Below are 19,674 nucleotides of genomic sequence, written 5' to 3'. Positions count from 1 at the left end.
GAGCCTGTTTTTAACGCAGCGATGACAACGTAGGTAGTTTTTAGAGGTGCCATGCCGTCGCCGAATCGAGGAGAAGGTCATGGCCTTCGAAGCAATGTTCCAGCCGATCCAGATCGGCAAACTGACCATCCGTAACCGTGTGCTCTCCACTGCGCACGCGGAGGTGTATGCCACCGACGGCGGCATGACCACCGACCGCTACGTGAAGTACTACGAGGAAAAGGCCAAGGGCGGCATCGGCCTGGCGATCTGCGGCGGCTCCTCGGTGGTCGCCATCGACAGCCCGCAACACTGGTGGGCCTCGGTGAACCTGGCGACCGACCGCATCATCCCGCACTTCCAGAACCTGGCCGACGCCATGCACAAGCACGGCGCCAAGATCATGATCCAGATTACCCACATGGGCCGTCGCTCGCGCTGGGATGGCGGCCACTGGCCGACCCTGATGTCGCCGTCCGGCATCCGTGAACCGGTGCATCGCGCCACCTGCAAGACCATCGAGGAAGAAGAAATCTGGCGCGTCATTGGCAACTACGCGCAAGCAGCTCGTCGCGCAAAGGCGGGCGGCCTGGATGGCGTCGAGCTGTCCGCCGTGCACCAGCACATGATCGACCAGTTCTGGTCGCCACGGGTCAACAAGCGCACCGACGAATGGGGCGGCACCTTCGAAGGCCGCATGAAGTTCGGCATGGAAGTGCTCAAGGCAGTGCGCGCCGAAGTGGGCGACGATTTCTGCGTGGGCATGCGCATCTGCGGGGACGAGTTCCACCCGGACGGCCTGTCCCACGACGACATGAAACAGATCGCCAAGTACTACACCGACACCGGCATGCTCGACTTCCTCGGCGTGGTCGGTTCGGGATGCGATACCCACAACACCCTGGCCAACGTCATTCCCAACATGAGCTACCCGCCGGAGCCGTTCCTGCACCTGGCGGCCGGTATCAAGGAAGTGGTCAACGTGCCGGTGCTGCACGCGCAGAACATCAAGGATCCCAACCAGGCCACACGTATTCTCGAAGGCGGCTACGTGGACATGGTCGGCATGACCCGCGCGCATATCGCCGATCCGCACCTGATCGCCAAGATCAAGATGGGCCAGGTCGACCAGATCAAGCAGTGCGTCGGTGCCAACTACTGCATCGACCGCCAGTACCAGGGCCTGGACGTGCTGTGCATCCAGAATGCCGCGACCAGCCGCGAATACATGGGCCTGCCACACATCATCGAGAAATCCACCGGGCCCAGGCGCAAGGTAGTGGTGGTCGGTGGCGGCCCTGCCGGGATGGAGGCGGCGAGAGTCGCAGCGGAGCGTGGCCACGACGTGACGCTTTTTGAAAAACAGGACAGCCTTGGCGGACAGATCACCCTGGCCTCGAAAGCGCCGCAACGCGACCAGATCGCCGGCATCACCCGCTGGTATCAACTGGAACTGGCGCGCCTGGGCATCGATCTGCGCCTGGGCACCGCGGCGGACGTGGACACCATCAATGACCTGCGCGCCGACATCGTCGTCCTCGCCAACGGCGGTCACCCGTTCCTCGAACAGGTCGAGCACTGGGGCGCGGACGAAGGCCTGGTGGTCAGCAGCTGGGACATCCTCAGCGGCAAGGTGGCACCGGGCAAGAACGTACTGGTGTACGACACCATCTGCGAATTCACCGGCATGTCGGTGGCAGACTTTCTCGCCGACAAGGGCTGCCAGGTCGAGATCGTCACCGACGACATCAAGCCCGGCGTGGCCATCGGCGGCACCAGTTTCCCGACCTACTACCGCAGCATGTACCCCAAGGAAGTGATCATGACCGGCGACATGATGCTGGAGAAGGTCTATGCCGAGGGCGACAAGAAGATTGCCGTGCTGGAGAACGAATACACCGGCGCCAAGGAAGAGCGGGTGGTCGATCAGGTGGTCGTGGAGAACGGCGTGCGCCCGGATGAAGGGCTCTATTACGCGCTGAAGGAAGGCTCACGCAACAAGGGCCAGATGGATATCGACGCGCTGTTCGCCATTCAACCGCAGCCAAGTCTGAGCCAGGTCGGTGACGGCTACCTGCTGTTCCGTATCGGCGACTGCGTGGCCCAGCGCAACACCCATGCGGCGATCTATGACGCGCTGCGCCTGTGTAAAGACTTTTAAGCAGCCTCCCTGTAGGAGCCGGCTTGCCGGCGATGAACGATAACGCGGCCCAAGCGATAACCGCGGAGCCCGAATCGCTGGCAAGCCAGCTCCTACAAGACCCTTGCGGGAGCTTCACCATGCTTAGCACCATTCTCCCCATCCTGCTGTTCGCCGCCCTGGGCCTGGCCGTACTGGGCGCGGCGAAACGCTTCTTCATGTGGCGTCGCGGGCGGCCGTCGAAGGTCGACTGGCTCGGTGGCCTGCTGAAAATGCCGCGCCGTTATCTGGTCGATCTACATCATGTGGTCGAGCGCGACAGCTACATGTCCAGGACTCACGTGGCCACCGCTGGCGGCTTCGTGCTCGCCGCCGTGCTGGCGATCGTCGTGCATGGTTTCGGCCTGCACAACCGCATCCTCGGCTTCGCCCTGCTGGCCGCGACGGCGTGCATGTTCATTGGCGCGCTGTTCGTCGCCAAGCGTCGGCGCAACCCGCCAGCGCGCCTGTCGAAAGGCCCATGGATGCGCTTGCCGAAAAGCCTGCTGATGTTTTCGGTGAGTTTCTTTATCGCCACGCTGCCGGTTGCCGGCATCCTGCCGGATGACTTTTCTTGGCAGAGCAGCGGCGGCTGGATTCTCGCTACGCTGCTGTCTGTCGGTGTGGCCTGGGGGGTGTCCGAGCTGTTCTTCGGCATGACCTGGGGCGTGCCAATGAAGCACGCCTTCGCCGGCGCCCTGCACCTGGCCTGGCACCGCCGCAGCGAACGCTTTGGCGGTGGCCGCTCCACCGGGCTGAAAGCTCTCGATCTCGACGATCCGGAAGCGCCGCTGGGCGTGGAAAAACCCAGCGACTTCACCTGGAACCAGTTGCTCGGCTTCGATGCCTGCGTGCAGTGCGGCAAGTGCGAGGCCATGTGCCCGGCCTTCGCCGCCGGCCAGCCGCTGAACCCGAAGAAGCTGATCCAGGACATGGTCATCGGCCTGGCCGGCGGCAGCGACGCCAAATTCGCCGGCTCGCCCTACCCGGGCAAACCGCTGGGCGAGCACAGCGGCGGGCCGCACCAGCCGATCGTGTCGTTGCAGGGCAAGGCGCTGGTCGATGCGGACACCCTGTGGTCATGCACCACCTGCCGCGCCTGCGTAGAGGAATGCCCGATGATGATCGAGCATGTCGACGCCATCGTCGACATGCGCCGCCACCTGACCCTGGAGAAAGGCTCGACGCCGAACAAGGGCGCCGAAGTCCTGGAAAACCTCATCGCCACCGACAACCCGGGCGGCTTCGCACCGGGCGGGCGACTGAACTGGGCGGCGGATCTGAACCTGCCGCTGATGAGCGAAAGGAAACACGCCGACGTACTGTTCTGGGTTGGCGACGGTGCATTCGACATGCGCAACCAGCGCACCCTGCGCGCCTTCGTGAAGATCCTCAAAGCCTCCGGCGTGGACTTCGCCGTGCTCGGCCTGGAAGAGCGCGACAGTGGTGACGTGGCCCGTCGCCTCGGGGACGAAGCGACCTTCCAGCAACTGGCCAGGCGCAATATCGCCACCCTCGCCAAGTACCAGTTCAAGACCATCGTCTCCTGCGACCCGCACAGCTTTCACGTTCTGAAGAACGAGTACGGCGCCCTGGGCGGCCACTATCAGGTCATGCACCACAGCACCTTCATCGAGATGCTGATGCAGCGCGACCTGCTCGCCCTTGGTCAACACAAGGGCGGTAGCGTGACCTATCACGACCCCTGCTACCTGGGCCGCTACAACGGCGAGTACCAGGCGCCGCGCGCGGTGCTCAAGGCCATCGGCATCGAGGTCAGGGAAATGGCCCGCTCCGGCTTCCGCTCGCGCTGCTGTGGCGGCGGTGGCGGCGCGCCGATCACCGATATCCCCGGCAAGCAGCGGATTCCCGACATGCGCATGGAAGACATCAAGGAAACCGGCGCCGAGCTGGTGGCCGTCGGCTGCCCGCAATGCACCGTGATGCTCGAAGGCGTGGTCGAACCACGCCCGCAGATCAAGGACATCGCCGAACTGGTCGCCGATGTACTGATCGAGAGCGAAGCACAACTGAAGAAACCGGTGGCCAAACCAGCCACCGTGGAGGTGGCGTGATGGCTCATATGCGTAGGATGGGTGATAACCCATCAATGGCCGATGGGTTACCACCCATCCTACGGTGCCGCGCTGGCGGGGGAGGCAGCCATGAGTGACATCATCCGCCGTGACCCGCACGCTGAGTGGATCGCCCGCAATCGTCTGCATCCGCTGCACGCCGCCATGCAGACCCAGCAAATCCAGTGGCTGGGCCCCAACGGCGTCATCCGCAAGAACCCGCACGCGGCCGCCGCCGGTTTCATCGGCCCGGCCGGGCTCAAGCGTATCGACCGCAGTGGCGCCCAGCAGGGCGGTTCAGGCAAGCGTCAGAGCGTCAGCGTGGAGGTGCAACTGCCATTGCACGTCATCGAACAACCGGCATTCTTCATCGCCGTAGTACCGGACATGGTCGGCGGTCGCCTGAGCGGCCACGACAAGGATCTGCTCGGTCTCGCCCATCAGCTTGCAGGTGAAGATGGCGCGGTGCTTGCCGTGGTGTTTGGCGAGGTGAAGGAAAACGCGTTCGACACCGCGGGCGTCGACCGCCTGCTGATGCTCGACGGCGATGAGTACCAAGGCTATTCGCCGGAGCAACGCGTGCTCGCCCTGCGTGCGCTGGAAAGCCAGTTCGCGCCGCGTCACTGGTTGCTGCCGGACAGCCGCAACGGTGGTGGTGAACTGGGCCGGCGCCTGGCGGCGAGCCTGGGCGAACGCCCGGCGACCCGCGTCTGGCAGGTCAAGGACGGGCAGAGTACCGGCCGCGCCGGCGCTGGCCGCGAGGACATCGCCCAGGCCACGCCACGCCTGATTCTGGCGGCCGCGGAGTGCGCCGACCCGGTCAGCGAAACCCGCCACGAAGCGCGGGCGGTCGAGCTGTCGGCGCAGGTCGCGCGCAACCTGCCGCGTATCGAAGACCTCGGCTCGGTGGCCGTCGACCCGGCACAGATTCCCATGGCCGAAGCGGAGTTCATCCTCTCCGGCGGCAATGGCGTGAAGGACTGGGCGCTGTTCCATCGCGCCGCCGTCGCCCTCGGCGCCACCGAAGGCGCCTCCCGCGTTGCGGTAGATGACGGTCATATGCCGCGGGGCCGTCAGGTCGGTGCCACCGGCACCTGGGTCACCGCCCGCGTGTACCTGGCGGTGGGCATCTCCGGCGCCATCCAGCACCTGCAGGGCATCGGCGCCTGCGACAAGGTGGTGGCGATCAATCTCGACTCCGGCTGCGACATGATCAAGCGCGCCGACATGGCGGTGATCGGCGATTCCGCCGCGATCCTCCAGGCGCTGATCGACAAGGTCGAAGCCCACCGTCACGGAGCCAAGCGCGATGCCGCATAGGTCACGGATCAACTCCGCAGAGTGGATGACGCTTGCCTGCGCGGCCCGCCCCATCCACCGGTTTTGCCAGAGAATCCATGGTGGAAGAAAAGAGCGTCTTCCACCCTACGCCGCACCTGCGAGGGCTGCATCATGGCTGAACTGAACGTAGTCGCCCTCATATCGATCGGCTCGCACCCCGCGTCGGGGCGGCCACGCCGTGCCGAGCAGGATGCCCGTGCCGTGGAGTTGGGCCTCAAACTGGCCGGCGAGAAACTCGATGTGGTGCACGCCGGCGACCCACGGGAAGAAACCCTGCGCGCCTATCTCGGCATGGGCCTGCCCGGCCTCACGGTACTCGAAAAGCCCCGCGAGGCCGATGCCTTGCCCGCTCTCACCGAACACCTGAAACTGGCCAAGGCACAGCTGGTGCTGACCGGCAGCCAGGCGGAAACGGGCGAAGGTTCGGGCATGCTGCCCTACCTGCTGGCCGAGCGCCTGGGCTGGCCGCTGATCGTCGGCCTGGCGGAAGTGGAAAGCATCGAAGGTGGCAGCGCCCAGGTGCTGCAGGCCCTGCCCCGCGGGCAACGACGCCGGCTCAAGGTGCGTCTGCCGTTCGTCGCCAGTGTCGACGGTGCAGCACCGGCAGCTCGCCAGAGCGCATTCGGCCCGGCGCGTCGCGGCACTCTGGATAGTGAATCGGTGGAATTGGTCGACGACCCGCTCTACGCCGATGCCCAGTGGCAACCGGCCCGTCCGCGACCCAAGCGCCTGAAAGTGATCAAGGCCAAGACCGGCGCCGAGCGCATGAAGGCCGCCACGGCAAAAGCATCGGGCGGCGGTGGCCAGGTGCTCAACGGTGTCTCGCCACAGGAAGGTGCAGAGGCTATCTTCAAGTTACTGCTGGACGAAGGCGTGCTGCGTTGACCAGGCGCCGATCTTCAAACACGCCACGAGGACAGGACGATGATGCACGCCGAATTGATCGACCAGGAAGATCTCCGTGAACGCCTGGTAGCCCTGGGCATCAGCATTCCCAGCGGTGCGAGTGCCGAGCAGGCCTGCGAATACGCGGTCACCGGCCTGTGCCCCGAGCGCGCCGTTGCCTTGCGACACATGGTCGAGGACATACTCGCCGGTAGCGCCACCGTGCTGCCGACCGTACGCGAAGCCATCTCCCGAACCCTGCTGCCGGCTCTCGTGCCACGTTGCTAGGGTCTGTTCCCGTTTCACTCACGGCCGCGCCGGAGCCAGTTTTGGCGCGAGGCAAGGCACGAGATGCGAAGTTTGGCGGGCCAAATGAGCCATCGAGTAACGCCGCATCGCGCAAAAACTGGCCCGGCCCTGCGGGTTGCGCGGGAAATGACCTCCGCTGTCGTTGCAGGACTTGGCAAGGGAACGACCATTCCCGGCGTCCTGCGCCTAACCGGAGGCCATTTCTCGCGGCAACGCGGCTCGCGATGAAACGGGATCAGACCCTAGGGGCTCTCGAACATCAGGGTAGGCTGCAGCGCAGCCGCCCGCCTTTCCAACCGCCATGGTTTGCACACAAATACTGTGTATGCGGCTGTGGATAACCTGTTGAATAACTGCCAGCCGCCCGGTCTCACGGGCGCTGCAGCCGCTTGCCGTTTTTTTGCCCAGGCGTTGTCCTGCAGGATTGCCGAGAAGCCCTTTCCAGGGCCTTCCCAGTGAAAATCGCAAAAAGCAGACGAAGTTTTCATCAGCACTAATAGCTTGCGCACAAATACTGTGTGCGTGGCTGTGGATAAGTTGTTTGGAAAGCGTTGAAAGCCTGGCGCTGCGGGGCTCTCGAGCGACTGGTGTTTTTTTGTTGCCTGCCATCCCTGGCGGCAACCCTACGGGCCGTCGCGGAGCGACGTCAAAAATTGCTCCCGGCAATTTTTTGTGCCTGCCATCCCCTGGCGGCCACTCTTCGGGCTGTCGCAGGCGACGTCAAAAATCGCTCCCGGCGATTTTTGTTCAGGAGACATGGCGGTAACGGCCGTGGGCCGTTACCGCCACAAATCAGACGATGCGCACGCTGGCGAAGGTCGACTCACCCTGAGCACGGCTGAGCGCGGACATGGCGGAAGAAGACTCGGGCATCAGGTCGTCATGGATCGGCACCAGCGCCACCACGTTCGAGCTGCTACCGGCACGCTCATCGCGTGGCGGAATACCAAAATATTCGCGGTAACACTTGGAGAAGTGCGGCGTGGAGACGAAGCCGCAGACCGATGCCACTTCGATGATCGACATCGACGTCTGCTTGAGCAGTTGGCGGGCGCGAATCAGGCGCAACTTGAGGTAGTAGCGCGACGGCGAGCAGTGCAGGTATTTCTGGAACAGGCGCTCCAGCTGACGCCGCGATACATCGACATAGAGCGCCAACTGGTCGAGGTCGATAGGCTCCTCGAGATTGGCCTCCATCAGCGCGACGATTTCCTGCAGCTTCGGCTGGTTGGTGCCGAGCATGTGCTTGAGCGGTACGCGCTGGTGATCCTGCTCGTTGCGGATGCGTTCATAGATGAACATCTCGGAGATCGCCGCCGCCAGTTCGCGGCCATGCTCACGGCCGATCAGGTGCAGCATCATGTCCATCGGCGCGGTGCCGCCGGACGAGGTGTTGCGGTTGCGATCGATGGAGAACAGCCGCGTGGTGATGGCTGCGCGGGGGAATGCCTCCTGCATCGCAGCGAGAAACTCCCAGTGCACGCTGCAATCGTAGCCATCGAGAAGCCCGGCCTTGGCCAGCGCCCAACTGCCGGTACACACGGCGCCCATCTGCCGGCCCTGACGTGCCTGAGCCTGCAACCATTGCACGTGCTCGCGGGTGACGCTGCGCTGGATGTCCACGCCGCCACAGACGATCACCGCACTCAGCGCCGGCGAGTTGGCCGTGCTGGCATCCGGAGTGATCTGCAAACCATCGCTGGCGCAGACCGGCAGGCCATTGAGGGTCAGGGTGTGCCAGCGATACAACTCCTTGCCGGAGAGCTGGTTGGCCATGCGCAGGGGCTCCACGGCGGATGCCAGAGAGATCAGGGTGAAATTGTCCAGCAGGAGAAACCCGATGGACTGGGGAACACGGCTCGGGAGCGGCGCTCCTTGATTGAACTGTGACATCAGTGAACCCTCACGCTAAGCACGTTGTGAGCCTTCATCGCGAGGCTCTGATTTTCTTGTGATTACGGCATACGGTAGTCAAGCAGATGGCCTATACAACGCAAAGGTCATGCCGACATTGAACACCCGTTCAATAAAAAATATCGCCCAGGCTGGAACGCCCCGGCGGCGGGAACCTGGCGTGCGGGATCAGCAATCGTGAAACGGGCGCAAAGTGCCATGCCACAAGGGCCTGAGCATTTTGGTAGCACTCCCGGGAAAGGGTGTTCCCGCGCTTTTAGGGTGGTTACCTGGCGACAGTAACGGGGAGCGTGACCGCCCGGTCACTCAGGTGACGATTCGGCCATCGAATGGCCTGCACCAAAAGCTGGCGGGTGACCGGAAATCTGAGCGAAAAGCGCTCACGGGCGGACACAGAAACCGTTCCAAACGGCTGGGCATGACGATCATCCGGCAATCAGTACTCGATGGCACTGAGCGTCATCCCGCTCATGCCCATGAACGCCGTCAATTCGCGACGACGTGACGCCACACATAGGCGGCGTTCTGCACGAAAACCCTGCCACCCATGCATGTACGCAAGAACCAAAACGGTGCAAAAAAACCGCTCTCGACCCGCCGTTTTTCCTCTACCGACAGCTTTACATACGATTTTTTTCGAATTCGCTACAGCCCCCGGCTCACCTAGCCTAAGGCCTACCGAAAAGCTGGAAACCGCGCCGCGCGTGGCTTTCAGCCTTGGCCAAGGGTAGAAAAAATCTGTTATGGTTTTTTAGGCGAGGGCTTATGTGTCGTCGCCCAACACGTCAGGGTCGCAATTCGATAATTGCCACGACCGCAAGACTATATCGTTGAGTCAGCCGATTTCGTCGCTGTCCCTCTTGACCAGAGTGGCAGACTGGAGCCCTCCGCTCCGGACCGAAGAACAGATAAGTGCTGGCTACCGCAACAGGGCGCCAGCCCAACAAGAAATTTCGGACGTACGCGCATCTCGGATGAGATGTGAATTCCCCAAGGATTGGGCTTCGTAACACTGCCAGAGGGTTTGGAAAGCAGTTTGCAGCACGGCAACGCGATATTCATTCGACACATCAACCAGGAATGCTGGGGGCTGCAAGCCGCCATAGCAGGTCTTCGGGAGCGTGCGCGAGTGCCAGCAGAACGCCATGTACCAGACCGCTGTCCAAACCTCGGAACCGTGTATATACCCACAAGCAAGAACAGTCGACATCGCCTGACGAACGCCCTGTGGGCGCGCGGCAAGCTGCGTGTAACTGCTCTGGATGTCTACTGAAGGGGAACCATCCCATGCAGTCTGGAAAAATCGTTGTCGAGAACCTCTACAAGGTCTTCGGCGACAAGCCGCAAGAAGCCATCGACCTGCTCAAGCAGGGTTGGAGCAAGGACAGAATTCTCGCCGAGAAGGGCGCCGTGATTGGCGTCAGCGACGTATCGTTCAGCGTCGAGGAAGGTGAAATCTTCGTGCTGATGGGTCTTTCCGGCTCAGGTAAATCCACCCTCATCCGCCTGATCAACCGACTGGTCGAGCCCACCGCCGGCAATGTCTACATCGACGGGCAAAACGTCGCCAAACTGCCCAAGGATCAGCTCATCGATCTGCGTCGTCGCGACATGAGCATGGTCTTCCAGTCCTTCGCACTGATGCCGTCGCGCACCGTTCTGGATAACGCCGCCTTCGGTCTCGAAGTGGCGGGCAAGGGCCGCAAGGAGCGTGAAGAACGCGCCATGCAGGTACTCACCCAGGTTGGCCTGGATACCTTCGCCGGCAAATTTCCTCACGAACTCTCGGGCGGCATGCAGCAGCGGGTCGGCCTGGCCCGCGCCTTGGCCGTCGACCCGTCGATGATCATCATGGACGAGGCCTTCTCGGCCCTTGACCCGCTCAAGCGCCGCGAGATGCAGGACATCCTCCTCGAACTGCAGAAGACCGACCGCCGTACCATCATCTTCGTCTCTCACGATATCGAGGAAGCCATGCGCATCGGTACTCGCATCGGCATCATGGAAGGCGGCAAGCTGATCCAGGTCGGCACACCGCAGGAGCTTATCGACAATCCTGCCAACGAATATGTGCGCAACTTCTTCGATACGGTCGACACCAGCCGCTATCTCACCGCCGGCCAGCTCAAGGCCGACAGCGTGCCTATCTATGTGCACAACGGCCAAGCGCCGGACGCGCAGACCGTGTGCCGGGAGCTGCAGGAGCAGGACAAGCACTACGCCTTCATCGTCGACGAAGACAACAAGTTTCAGGGCTCCATCAGCCTGGAGAGGATCGCCCTGATGGTCGAGGGTGGCGAATCCTGTTCGCTGGAGCAGGCCGTTCTGAAGGAAATCAACCCGGTTCCCGAAGATATGCCACTGGATCAGGTGATCGGCCGCCTGGTGGACAACGAGGGTCCGATCCCGGTGGTCGACCAGGATGGCAATTACAGCGGCGCCATCAGCAAAGGCCGCCTCCTGACTCGTCTGCAGGGAGAATGACATGAGCGAGAAACTGGATCTGGGTAGCTGGGTCAACGACTCGGTGCAACACCTGCTGGATAACTACAGCGGCGCCTTCGACAGCATCGGCAGTGTGGTCAGTGGCTTTTCCGAAGGCATCGAAGCCGTGCTCATGCTGCCGCCGGCCTGGCTGCTGATCGCCATTTTCGTCGCCCTCGGCCTGTGGCGTATTGGTCTGCGCTTCGCCGTGTTCACCGCCATCGCATTCGTGCTGATCGTCATGACCGGCTTCTGGGAACAGACCGTAGTCACTCTTGGCCTGACCTTCTCGGCGACCTTGATCAGCCTGCTGATGGGCATTCCCCTGGGCATCTGGGCTGCCAAGAGCGAGCGCGTGTCGACCATCATCCGGCCGATTCTGGACTTCATGCAGACCATGCCGGCGTTCGTTTATCTGATTCCGGCGGCCATGCTGTTCGGCCTCGGTCGCGTGCCCGGCATCATCGCCACGGTGATCTTTGCCATGCCGCCGGCGGTACGCCTGACCAGTCTGGGCATTCGCCAGGTCAACAAGGAAATCGTCGAGGCCGGCCAGTCGTTTGGCTGCAACGGTCGCCAACTGCTGTTCAAGGTACAGCTGCCCAACGCGATGCCGTCGATCATGGCAGGCGTCAACCAGACCATCATGATGGCCCTGTCGATGGTGATCATTGCCTCGATGGTCGGCGCTGGCGGCCTGGGCAACGACGTACTGGCCAGTATCCAGCGTCTGGACATCGGCCTGGGCTTCGAAAGCGGCATGGCCGTGGTTCTGCTGGCGATCATCCTCGACCGTATTACCGAGAGCTTCGGCACCCCGCAAACCGCCGCGAACCGTGCCGGCTGGTTGAACTGGCTGAGCGCTCGCCTGCAACGCCAGTAAAGCCGACCATACTCAGCATTCTTTCAACTTTACAAGGATCCGCGAATGAACAACTTCTACAAGGCGGCGGGCGTGGGCGTGCTGTCCTGCGCATTGATGCAGGGCGCCTGGGCTCAGGAGCCGGCGAGCTGCAAGCAGGTGCGTTTCGCCGAAATCGGTTGGGCCGACATCGCTGCCACCACCGGTGTGGCCATGACGCTGACCGAAGGCCTCGGCTACCAGCCGCGCAAGACCATGGCCTCGGTGCCGATCGCCTTCACCGGCGTGAAGAACAAGCAGATCGACGTATTCCTCGGTTACTGGGCGCCCTCCATGGACTCGGTGATCGAACCGTTCACCAAGGACAACAGCGTCAAGGTGCTGCCCAAGGCCAACCTCGAAGGCGCCAAATACACCCTGGCCGTACCGACCTACGCTGCAGAAGCGGGCTTGAAGAGCTTCCAGGACATCGCCAAGTTCAAGGATCAGCTGGGTGGCAAGATCTACGGCATCGAGCCGGGTAACGACGGCAACCTGCTGATTGACGGCATGATCAAGGGCAACACCTTCGATCTCGGCGATTTCAAGATGATCGAGTCCAGCGAGGCCGGCATGCTGGTGCAGGTACAGCGCGCGATTCGCAAGAAGGAGCCGGTGGTCTTCCTCGGCTGGGCACCGCACCCGATGAATACCCAGCAGGACATCACCTACCTGTCCGGCGGTGACGACGTGTTCGGCCCGGATTACGGCGCCGCCAAGGTTTACACCGTGGTACCGCCAGACTACGAAGCGCGTTGCGCCAACGTTGGCAAACTGCTGAGCAACCTGCAGTTCAACGTCGATATCGAAAGCCAGCTGATGGAGAAAGTGCTCGAGAAGCAGGATCCGGCCGCCGTGGCCAAGGAATGGATCAAGGCTAATCCGCAGGTTCTCGACACCTGGCTGGAAGGTGTCACCACCTTCGACGGTCAGGACGGCGCTGCCGCTGTGAAGAAATTCGTCGGGTTGTAAGAACCCGCACTCACCGCGACTCGGTTGCCAGCGACCGGGTCAGGTACAGACAGGCGACGCAAGGTGCGAAGCCTGTCCGCCGGGAGGCGTGCCTCCCATGCGCCCGGTGCCAACAGGGCCATGCCCTGCTCTGCACAGCCGGTGCCGCAAGGCCCGCGATCAGAACGAGCCAGTAAACCACCCGAACTGCCACTCACTGACGGAGCAAGACCTATGCACAACTTCAAACGCCTCTGCCTACAGAGCCTCGGTGTCGCCGCCCTGGCCATGGGTATGTCCAGCGCCATGGCAGCGGACAAACCCGCTCTGAAAATCGGCTACGTGAATGGCTGGGACGACAGTGTCGCCGTCACCCACGTCGCTGGTGAAATCCTCAAGACCAAACTGGGTTACGACGTCACCCTGCAGCCGGTCGAACCCGCCATCATGTGGCAGGGCCTGGCCCGCGGCGACCTCGATGCCACCCTTTCCGCCTGGCTGCCAGCCACCCACGGTGAATATTTCGAGAAGCTCAAGGACAAGGTCACCGTCCTGGGCACCAACTACGACGGCGCCAAGATCGGCCTGATCGTGCCGGAATACGTGGAAGCCAAGACCATCGCCGACCTGGAGAAATATGCCAAGGACTTCGACGGCAAGATCACCGGTATCGATGCCGGCGCTGGCGTGATGCGCCGTGCCGAAGACGCGATCAAGGAATACGACCTCAAGAGCATCAAGCTGATGCCGAGCTCGGGCCCGGCCATGGCCACCGCCCTGACCCGCGCCGAGAAAGCGCAGAAGCCGATCGTGGTGACGGGCTGGATTCCGCACTGGATGTTCGCGCAATGGAAACTGCGCTTCCTGGAAGACCCGAAAAACGTCTTCGGCGAAGCCGAGCACGTCGATACCGTGGCCAATCCGGGCCTGGAAGCCAAGGCGCCAGAAGCCGCGGCCTTCCTCAAGAAGCTGTCCTGGAGCGCCGAAGAAGTGGGCGCGGTGATGCTGTCCATCCGCGACGGCGTGAAGCCGGAAGAAGCGGCCAAGCAATGGATCGACAAGAACCCGGATCGCGTCGCCGAGTGGCTGGAGTAACCCTGACAGCCCGCTAACGCGGCGTCTCGAAAATGCCAGTCAGGCGATCTGACTGGCATTTTTCGTTTTGGCCGCTGGAGAAGTCCTCGCTCCACGGCGAAATACTCCACCCAGCACAAGCGAACAGCGCACATAGATTGAACGAGCGGACGGTTTCACTTCCCTATCGCCATATATTTTTGTATATAGCGTTACCGTAAGTGGCCGCCGTTCGCGGCCCACACCCTCAGGAGCTGTCCATGCGCACCCGCCTCGTTCGTCCGCTTTTCGTTCTTTGCGCCAGCCTCGCCATGGCGGGCAACGCCCTCGCCGATCAAGTACAGGTAGCGGTCGCCGCCAACTTCACCGCACCGATGCAGGCCATTGCCAGCGAGTTCGAAAAGGACACCGGGCACAGCGTGCAGGCTTCCTACGGGGCCACCGGGCAGTTCTACGCGCAGATCACCAATGGCGCGCCCTTCGAGGTCTTTCTCTCCGCCGATGACAGCACACCAGCCAAGCTCGAACAGGAAGGCCAGAGCGTGGACGGCTCACGCTTCACTTACGCCATCGGCACTCTGGTATTGTGGTCGCCCAAGGAAGGCTTCGTCGACGACAAGGGCGCAGTGCTCGAGAAAGGCGACTTCAAGCACCTGTCCATCGCCAACCCGAAAGCTGCACCCTACGGCCTTGCAGCGACCCAGACACTGGACAAGCTGGGCCTGAGCGACACGCTGAAAGGCAAGATCGTCGAAGGCCAGAACATCACCCAGGCGCTGCAGTTCGTCTCTACCGGCAACGCCGAGCTGGGCTTCGTCGCCCTCTCCCAGGTGTACAAGGATGGCCAGATCACCAGCGGTTCGGCCTGGATAGTGCCCGAAGCGATGTACGAGCCGATCCGCCAGGACGCTCTCATCCTCAAGAAAGGCGCGGATAATCCGGCCGCCAAGGCGCTGGTCGATTACCTGAAAGGCCCGAAAGCCGCAGAAATCATCAAGTCCTACGGTTACCAGCTTTAAAGAGCCCGTTAACGATCTCTTGCGTGCTGATGCAGCAAGGGGTCAGGCGATATAGATGGCCGCTATAAGGCGGAAGCAGCCGGTCGGTGACTCGCGTTGAACCATGGATCACGGCCTTCGGCCCCGGATTACGCCTGCGGCTAATCCAGGCTACGTTCTACAGCCCGTAGGATGGGTGAAACCCATCAATTTCCGATGGGTTTCACCCATCCTACGACCGTCCGCTTACGGCTTTCTGCAGCCATCCGTTTGAAATACTGGAGCCTGCGTCTGAAGATCAGGAGCCCGCTCCGGCGCTTTTTTCGTCACCAACAGCTGAAAGGCCACTGCATGCCTCTGGGCCCCAACGACTTCGCCGCCATTCTCCTCACCCTGGAGCTGGCCACCCTGACCACTGTGCTGTTGCTGCTGGTCGGTACGCCAATCGCCTGGTGGCTGTCACGCACCGACTCCTGGCTGAAGCGACCGATCGGCGCCATCGTCGCCTTGCCGCTGGTGTTGCCGCCGACGGTGATCGGCTTCTACCTGCTGATCAGCATGGGCCCCAACGGATTCTTCGGCCAACTGACCCAGGCACTCGGCCTGGGCACCCTGACCTTCACCTTCGCCGGGCTGCTGATCGGTTCAGTCTTCTATTCCCTGCCGTTCGTGGTGCAGCCGTTGCAGAACGCCTTCGAAGCCATGGGCCGCGCGCCTCTGGAAGCGGCGGCGACGCTGCGCGCCGGGCCCTGGGATACCTTCTTCACTGTGGTGCTGCCGCTGGCCAGGCCGGGCTTTCTTACCGCGGCGATCCTCGGTTTCGCCCATACCGTCGGTGAGTTCGGCGTGGTGCTGATGATCGGCGGCAACATCCCCGGCAAGACCCAGGTGGCCTCGGTGCAGATCTACAACCACGTGGAAACCATGGAGTACGCCCAGGCCCACTGGCTGGCCGGCGGTATGGTGGTGTTCTCCTTCCTGGTGCTGCTGGCGCTCTACTCCAGCGGCCGTCGCGGCCAGAAGGCCTGGTCATGAGAGAGACGCAGATCCACGCCCGCTTCAACCTGGCGCATCCCGGCTTCACCCTGGATGTCGACCTGCAGTTGCCTGGCCGCGGCGTCAGCGCCCTGTTCGGCCATTCCGGCTCGGGCAAGACCACGCTGCTGCGCTGCGTCGCCGGGCTGGAGCGGCCGGGCAGCGGCTACCTGCAGATAAACGGCGAAACCTGGCAGGACAGCGCCAACGGCATCTGGCTGCCCGCCCACCGACGCCCGGTCGGCTACGTATTCCAGGATGCCAACCTGTTTGCCCACCTGTCGGTGTTGCGCAACCTGCAGTACGGCCTCAAACGCATCGCCAGGGCCGAACGTCGCGTGCCCCTTGAACAGGCGGTCGAGCTGCTCGGCATCGGGCACCTGCTGCAGCGCCTGCCGGATCGTCTCTCCGGCGGTGAGCGCCAGCGCGTCGGCATGGCCCGCGCCCTGCTCACCAGCCCGCGCCTGCTGTTGATGGACGAGCCCCTGGCCGCGCTGGATCTCAAGCGCAAGCAGGAAGTGCTGCCGTATCTGGAACGTCTGCATGACGAGTTGGATATCCCGATCCTCTATGTCAGCCATGCACCGGACGAAGTGGCGCGCCTCGCGGATCACCTGGTGGTGCTCGACGAAGGCCAGGTCAAGGCCAGCGGGCCGCTCAAGGAAACGCTGATTCGCAGCGATTTGCCGTTCATCTTCGAGGACGATGCCGAGGCGGTGATCGAGGGGCAGGTCGAGCGTCACGATGCGCGCTACGACCTGCTCGATATCAGCCTGGCCGGCAGCACGGCCTGCCTGAGGCTGGCCCACGCGCCACTGCCGGCCGGACGCCAGGTGCGGATCAAGATCAAGGCCCGCGACGTCAGCCTAAGCCTGGAACAGGCCCGGGACAGCAGCGTGCTCAACCTGCTGCCGGCGACGGTCGAGCGCTGGTTCGATCTGCCCAACCCGGCCCACCGGCTGGTCGAACTGCAGCTGGGCGAACAACGCATCATCGCGCGCATCACCCGCTACTCCTTCGACCAACTGGGTATCCGAGCCGGGCAACCGCTGTGGGCACAGGTCAAATCGGTGTCGCTGCTGGCGTCCTGACCCCTGGCTGGGTGGGTTAGCGGCGTTGGATCGTGGATTTTCAATCACTTCGATAGCGGCGCGCCGCGTAACCCACCAGGCGATCTTCCGTGTTGCATACATGGTGGGTTACGGCGCAACCGAACCTGTGCCGTGTTCGCCAGCGTAACAAGCGCCTCACCCACCCTACGGCAAGCCATCCTGCGTAGCACACCGCATTCCGTAGCCCGGATTGAGCGCAGCGAAACGCAACGGCTGCTTACGAGGCTGCCAACACCGGTGCCCGTGCCTCGGCGCGGCGTAGCAGCTCGCGCAGCGCAGAGAGCTGCGCTGCATCGCCATCATCGATCAGTTGCTCGAGCGCGTACTCGATGCGTTTCAGCGGCAGTGCCGCCGGTAGATTGAGGTGTTGCGCGTCGATCTCGTCGGCGCCGCAAACCAGCAGCGCGAAGTGCACCACGTTCTCCAGTTCACGGGTATTGCCAGGCCAGTCGTGCCGTTCGAGCACCGCCTGGGCGGCCAGACTGATGCCAGGCAGCGGCAGACGCAGACGCTGGGCATAGATACCGAGGAAGTACTCGGCCAGCGGCAGCACATCGCCGACCCGCTCGCGCAGCGGCGGCAATTCGAGGCGACCATCACTCAAGTAGTGGGCCAGGCGCTCGTCGAACTTGCCGGCCTTCACGGCCTGCCACAGATCGATGCTGGTAGCCGCCACCAGGCGCACATCCAGCGGCGTCGGCTGCGCCGCGCCAACCCGCCAGGCCTCACCGGTCTCCAGCACGCTGAGCAGTTGCTCCTGCAAGGGCAGCGGCAGGTCGGCGATCTCGTCCAGATAGAGAGTGCCGCCATTGGCGGAACCCAGCCAGCCGGCACGGCTGCTGGGCGCACCCTGATGGGCACCGGCCACGTAGCCGAACAGCTCGGCCTCGGCATGATTGATGCTCAACCCGCTGCAACTGAGGGCGACGAACAGGCCGGGGCGCTCGCTGGCCCGATGGATGTGCCGCGCCAGCAACTCCTTGCCGGTACCGGTTTCCCCCTGAATCAGGATCGGCACTGGCAAACCGGCCAGACGTTCGACTTCTTCGCGCAACTGGCGGGTTCGTGGATCGATGAACACCAGTGCCTTGGCACGAATACTCAGTGGGCTCTTGTCCGCGTCGGGAAAAATCAGCAGCGACTGATCGCCAGCCGATGACAGGTTCATAACACACTCTCTTTGAGGTCAGGCCGCAGACGACCAGTGGGAAAATGGACTTAGCGAAGTGCGCTCAAGCCGCTATGAAGGCCAGCGAGCCGGTACCGGCCAGCGCTTCTCAGGCGCGACGACGCATCTGCTGTTCTATCCGGCTCTGCAATCGGAACAGGTAGGCGAACCCCTGCTCCCAGCGCTGGTGCCCGGACTTCACATTGATATGCCCGGCACCGCTGAGGATGGCGGTCTCGCTGCCCCACTCGCGGGCCAGCTCGATGACGCGCGCAGCACTGGCAGCCGAGTCGTTGTCGGAACCGACCAGTTGGCTGGGGAACGGCAGCAGATGCTGGGGAATCGGTGCGAAATTGCGCAACGGCTCAGGGCAGTTGGGGCGTTGCACATCGGCCGGCGCGACCAGTAACGCACCGCGCACCCGACGCAGCGAAGCCACCGGCGCCTGTGCAGCCCAGTGGGCGACGGTGACGCAACCCAGGCTATGGGCGATGAGAATCGCTGGCCGCGGATCGGCGGCGATCTGCTTTTCCAGGGCCGCGACCCAATCCTCACGGCGTGGCGTCAGCCAGTCCAGCTGCTCGACCCGCACACTGTTAGGCAGGCTGCGCTGCCAGTGGCTTTGCCAATGGTCGTCGCCCGAGCCCTGCCAGCCCGGCACTATCAGGTATCGAATCGCTTCACTGCGCATAAGGGCGCCTCCTGTATCTGCATGGCTTGCAGTGTAGGAGGCCAAGAAAGAGACTAAAAAGAATAAGAACTTATTTACTTATTCCATATAAGCAAATAGCGATCCGTAGCAGCCGCAAATCGCCTATATATCAATAAGAAATATAAATGTTCTTAAACAGTATTTTTAAGAATATTTCAGATTCCCTAGTATCCGCTCCACGCCCCACAGCCGACAGTCGTCGCATCTAGAACGAGGGCAAGGAGCCTTTTAGCCATGACCGCAACCCTTCGCAATCTGGAAGGCCAGGATGACGCCACCATCCTGCGCGAGATCCAAAGCGCCCTGAACGGCCTGAAGTTCGGCTCGGTAGAAATCACCGTGCACAACGGCCAGGTGGTTCAGATCGAACGCAAAGAAAAATTCCGCCTGCAGCAATCCGGTAGCAAGAACGCCTGATAGCAGTTTCGCCAACCCGACGACGGGCCGCCCAGCATGAACCCCTACCGCTACTCCCGATGTAACCCACGAATGCCGGCCTAGAGCAGGTATCGAATAAAAGAGCACGCCAAACACGCCCAGCACCGTATTCAGTATCG

Annotated in this window: 16 protein-coding genes; 13 read left to right on the top strand and 3 right to left on the bottom strand. The window is 62.6% G+C overall.

What is annotated here, in order from left to right; all coding sequences use genetic code 11:
* The first annotated feature begins 79 nt into the window (after nt 1-79).
* The 5 genes from dgcA (at nt 80) to DNK10_RS24060 (ending at nt 6,747) form a co-directional block, all read left to right on the top strand.
* On the top strand, nt 80-2,140 hold the full coding sequence (dgcA, locus tag DNK10_RS24080) for a dimethylglycine demethylation protein DgcA (protein ID WP_131193300.1): 2,061 nt from the start codon (nt 80-82) through the stop codon (nt 2,138-2,140).
* Between the two features lie 119 nt (nt 2,141-2,259).
* Nucleotides 2,260-4,233 (top strand): dimethylglycine demethylation protein DgcB, encoded by a 1,974-nt coding sequence (gene dgcB, locus DNK10_RS24075; RefSeq protein WP_131193299.1) that lies wholly within the window; start codon nt 2,260-2,262, stop codon nt 4,231-4,233.
* A gap of 90 nt (nt 4,234-4,323) precedes the next feature.
* The gene (etfA, locus tag DNK10_RS24070; RefSeq protein WP_131193298.1) at nt 4,324-5,553 is read left to right on the top strand and encodes an electron transfer flavoprotein subunit alpha; all 1,230 of its coding nucleotides are present in this window, start codon (nt 4,324-4,326) and stop codon (nt 5,551-5,553) included.
* Between the two features lie 132 nt (nt 5,554-5,685).
* Entirely contained in the window at nt 5,686-6,459 is a 774-nt protein-coding gene (etfB, locus tag DNK10_RS24065; RefSeq protein ID WP_131193297.1) for an electron transfer flavoprotein subunit beta, read from the top strand.
* A 39-nt stretch (nt 6,460-6,498) separates the two neighbouring features.
* Nucleotides 6,499-6,747 (top strand): hypothetical protein, encoded by a 249-nt coding sequence (locus DNK10_RS24060; RefSeq protein ID WP_131193296.1) that lies wholly within the window; start codon nt 6,499-6,501, stop codon nt 6,745-6,747.
* An 813-nt stretch (nt 6,748-7,560) separates the two neighbouring features.
* On the opposite strand, the gene gbdR is transcribed toward DNK10_RS24060, so the two are convergent.
* Nucleotides 7,561-8,661, bottom strand: coding sequence for a choline metabolism transcriptional regulator GbdR (gbdR, locus tag DNK10_RS24055; RefSeq protein WP_131193295.1), 1,101 nt, complete (start codon nt 8,659-8,661; stop codon nt 7,561-7,563).
* Between the two features lie 1,308 nt (nt 8,662-9,969).
* Between gbdR and DNK10_RS24050 the strand changes: the two genes are divergently transcribed.
* The 7 genes from DNK10_RS24050 (at nt 9,970) to modC (ending at nt 17,216) form a co-directional block, all read left to right on the top strand.
* Nucleotides 9,970-11,166: a quaternary amine ABC transporter ATP-binding protein gene (locus DNK10_RS24050; protein WP_131178304.1), complete on the top strand. Its 1,197-nt coding sequence runs from the start codon at nt 9,970-9,972 to the stop codon at nt 11,164-11,166.
* Between the two features lies 1 nt (nt 11,167).
* Nucleotides 11,168-12,049, top strand: coding sequence for an ABC transporter permease (locus DNK10_RS24045; RefSeq protein WP_131178305.1), 882 nt, complete (start codon nt 11,168-11,170; stop codon nt 12,047-12,049).
* A gap of 45 nt (nt 12,050-12,094) precedes the next feature.
* Complete coding sequence (locus DNK10_RS24040; RefSeq protein ID WP_131193294.1) at nt 12,095-13,039, top strand: choline ABC transporter substrate-binding protein; 945 nt, start codon at nt 12,095-12,097, stop codon at nt 13,037-13,039.
* A gap of 213 nt (nt 13,040-13,252) precedes the next feature.
* A complete protein-coding gene (locus tag DNK10_RS24035; RefSeq protein ID WP_131178307.1) occupies nt 13,253-14,113 on the top strand; it encodes a glycine betaine ABC transporter substrate-binding protein in 861 nt (286 codons plus the stop codon).
* Nucleotides 14,114-14,403: 290 nt separating this feature from the next.
* Nucleotides 14,404-15,111, top strand: coding sequence for a molybdate ABC transporter substrate-binding protein (modA, locus tag DNK10_RS24030; protein ID WP_244216317.1), 708 nt, complete (start codon nt 14,404-14,406; stop codon nt 15,109-15,111).
* Between the two features lie 330 nt (nt 15,112-15,441).
* The gene (gene modB, locus DNK10_RS24025; RefSeq protein ID WP_131193292.1) at nt 15,442-16,125 is read left to right on the top strand and encodes a molybdate ABC transporter permease subunit; all 684 of its coding nucleotides are present in this window, start codon (nt 15,442-15,444) and stop codon (nt 16,123-16,125) included.
* Nucleotides 16,122-17,216 (top strand): molybdenum ABC transporter ATP-binding protein, encoded by a 1,095-nt coding sequence (modC, locus tag DNK10_RS24020; protein ID WP_131193291.1) that lies wholly within the window; start codon nt 16,122-16,124, stop codon nt 17,214-17,216. Before modB ends, modC begins: the two co-directional genes overlap by 4 nt.
* A gap of 238 nt (nt 17,217-17,454) precedes the next feature.
* Here modC and DNK10_RS24015 read toward each other — a convergent pair whose 3' ends face one another.
* Nucleotides 17,455-18,405: a sigma 54-interacting transcriptional regulator gene (locus DNK10_RS24015; RefSeq protein WP_131178311.1), complete on the bottom strand. Its 951-nt coding sequence runs from the start codon at nt 18,403-18,405 to the stop codon at nt 17,455-17,457.
* A gap of 109 nt (nt 18,406-18,514) precedes the next feature.
* Entirely contained in the window at nt 18,515-19,096 is a 582-nt protein-coding gene (locus DNK10_RS24010; RefSeq protein WP_131193290.1) for an alpha/beta hydrolase, read from the bottom strand.
* Between the two features lie 255 nt (nt 19,097-19,351).
* Here DNK10_RS24010 and oscA point away from each other — a divergent pair, with 255 nt between their 5' ends.
* The gene (gene oscA, locus DNK10_RS24005) at nt 19,352-19,534 is read left to right on the top strand and encodes a sulfur starvation response protein OscA (RefSeq protein WP_042554215.1); all 183 of its coding nucleotides are present in this window, start codon (nt 19,352-19,354) and stop codon (nt 19,532-19,534) included.
* Nucleotides 19,535-19,674: the final 140 nt, after the last annotated feature.

This window comes from Phytopseudomonas daroniae, assembly GCF_004327275.1.
In the GTDB taxonomy this organism is placed as follows: Bacteria; Pseudomonadota; Gammaproteobacteria; order Pseudomonadales; family Pseudomonadaceae; genus Aquipseudomonas; species Aquipseudomonas daroniae.
Note: the sequence above shows the minus strand (reverse complement) of the source record. Positions and strands in the feature narration are given on the sequence as shown.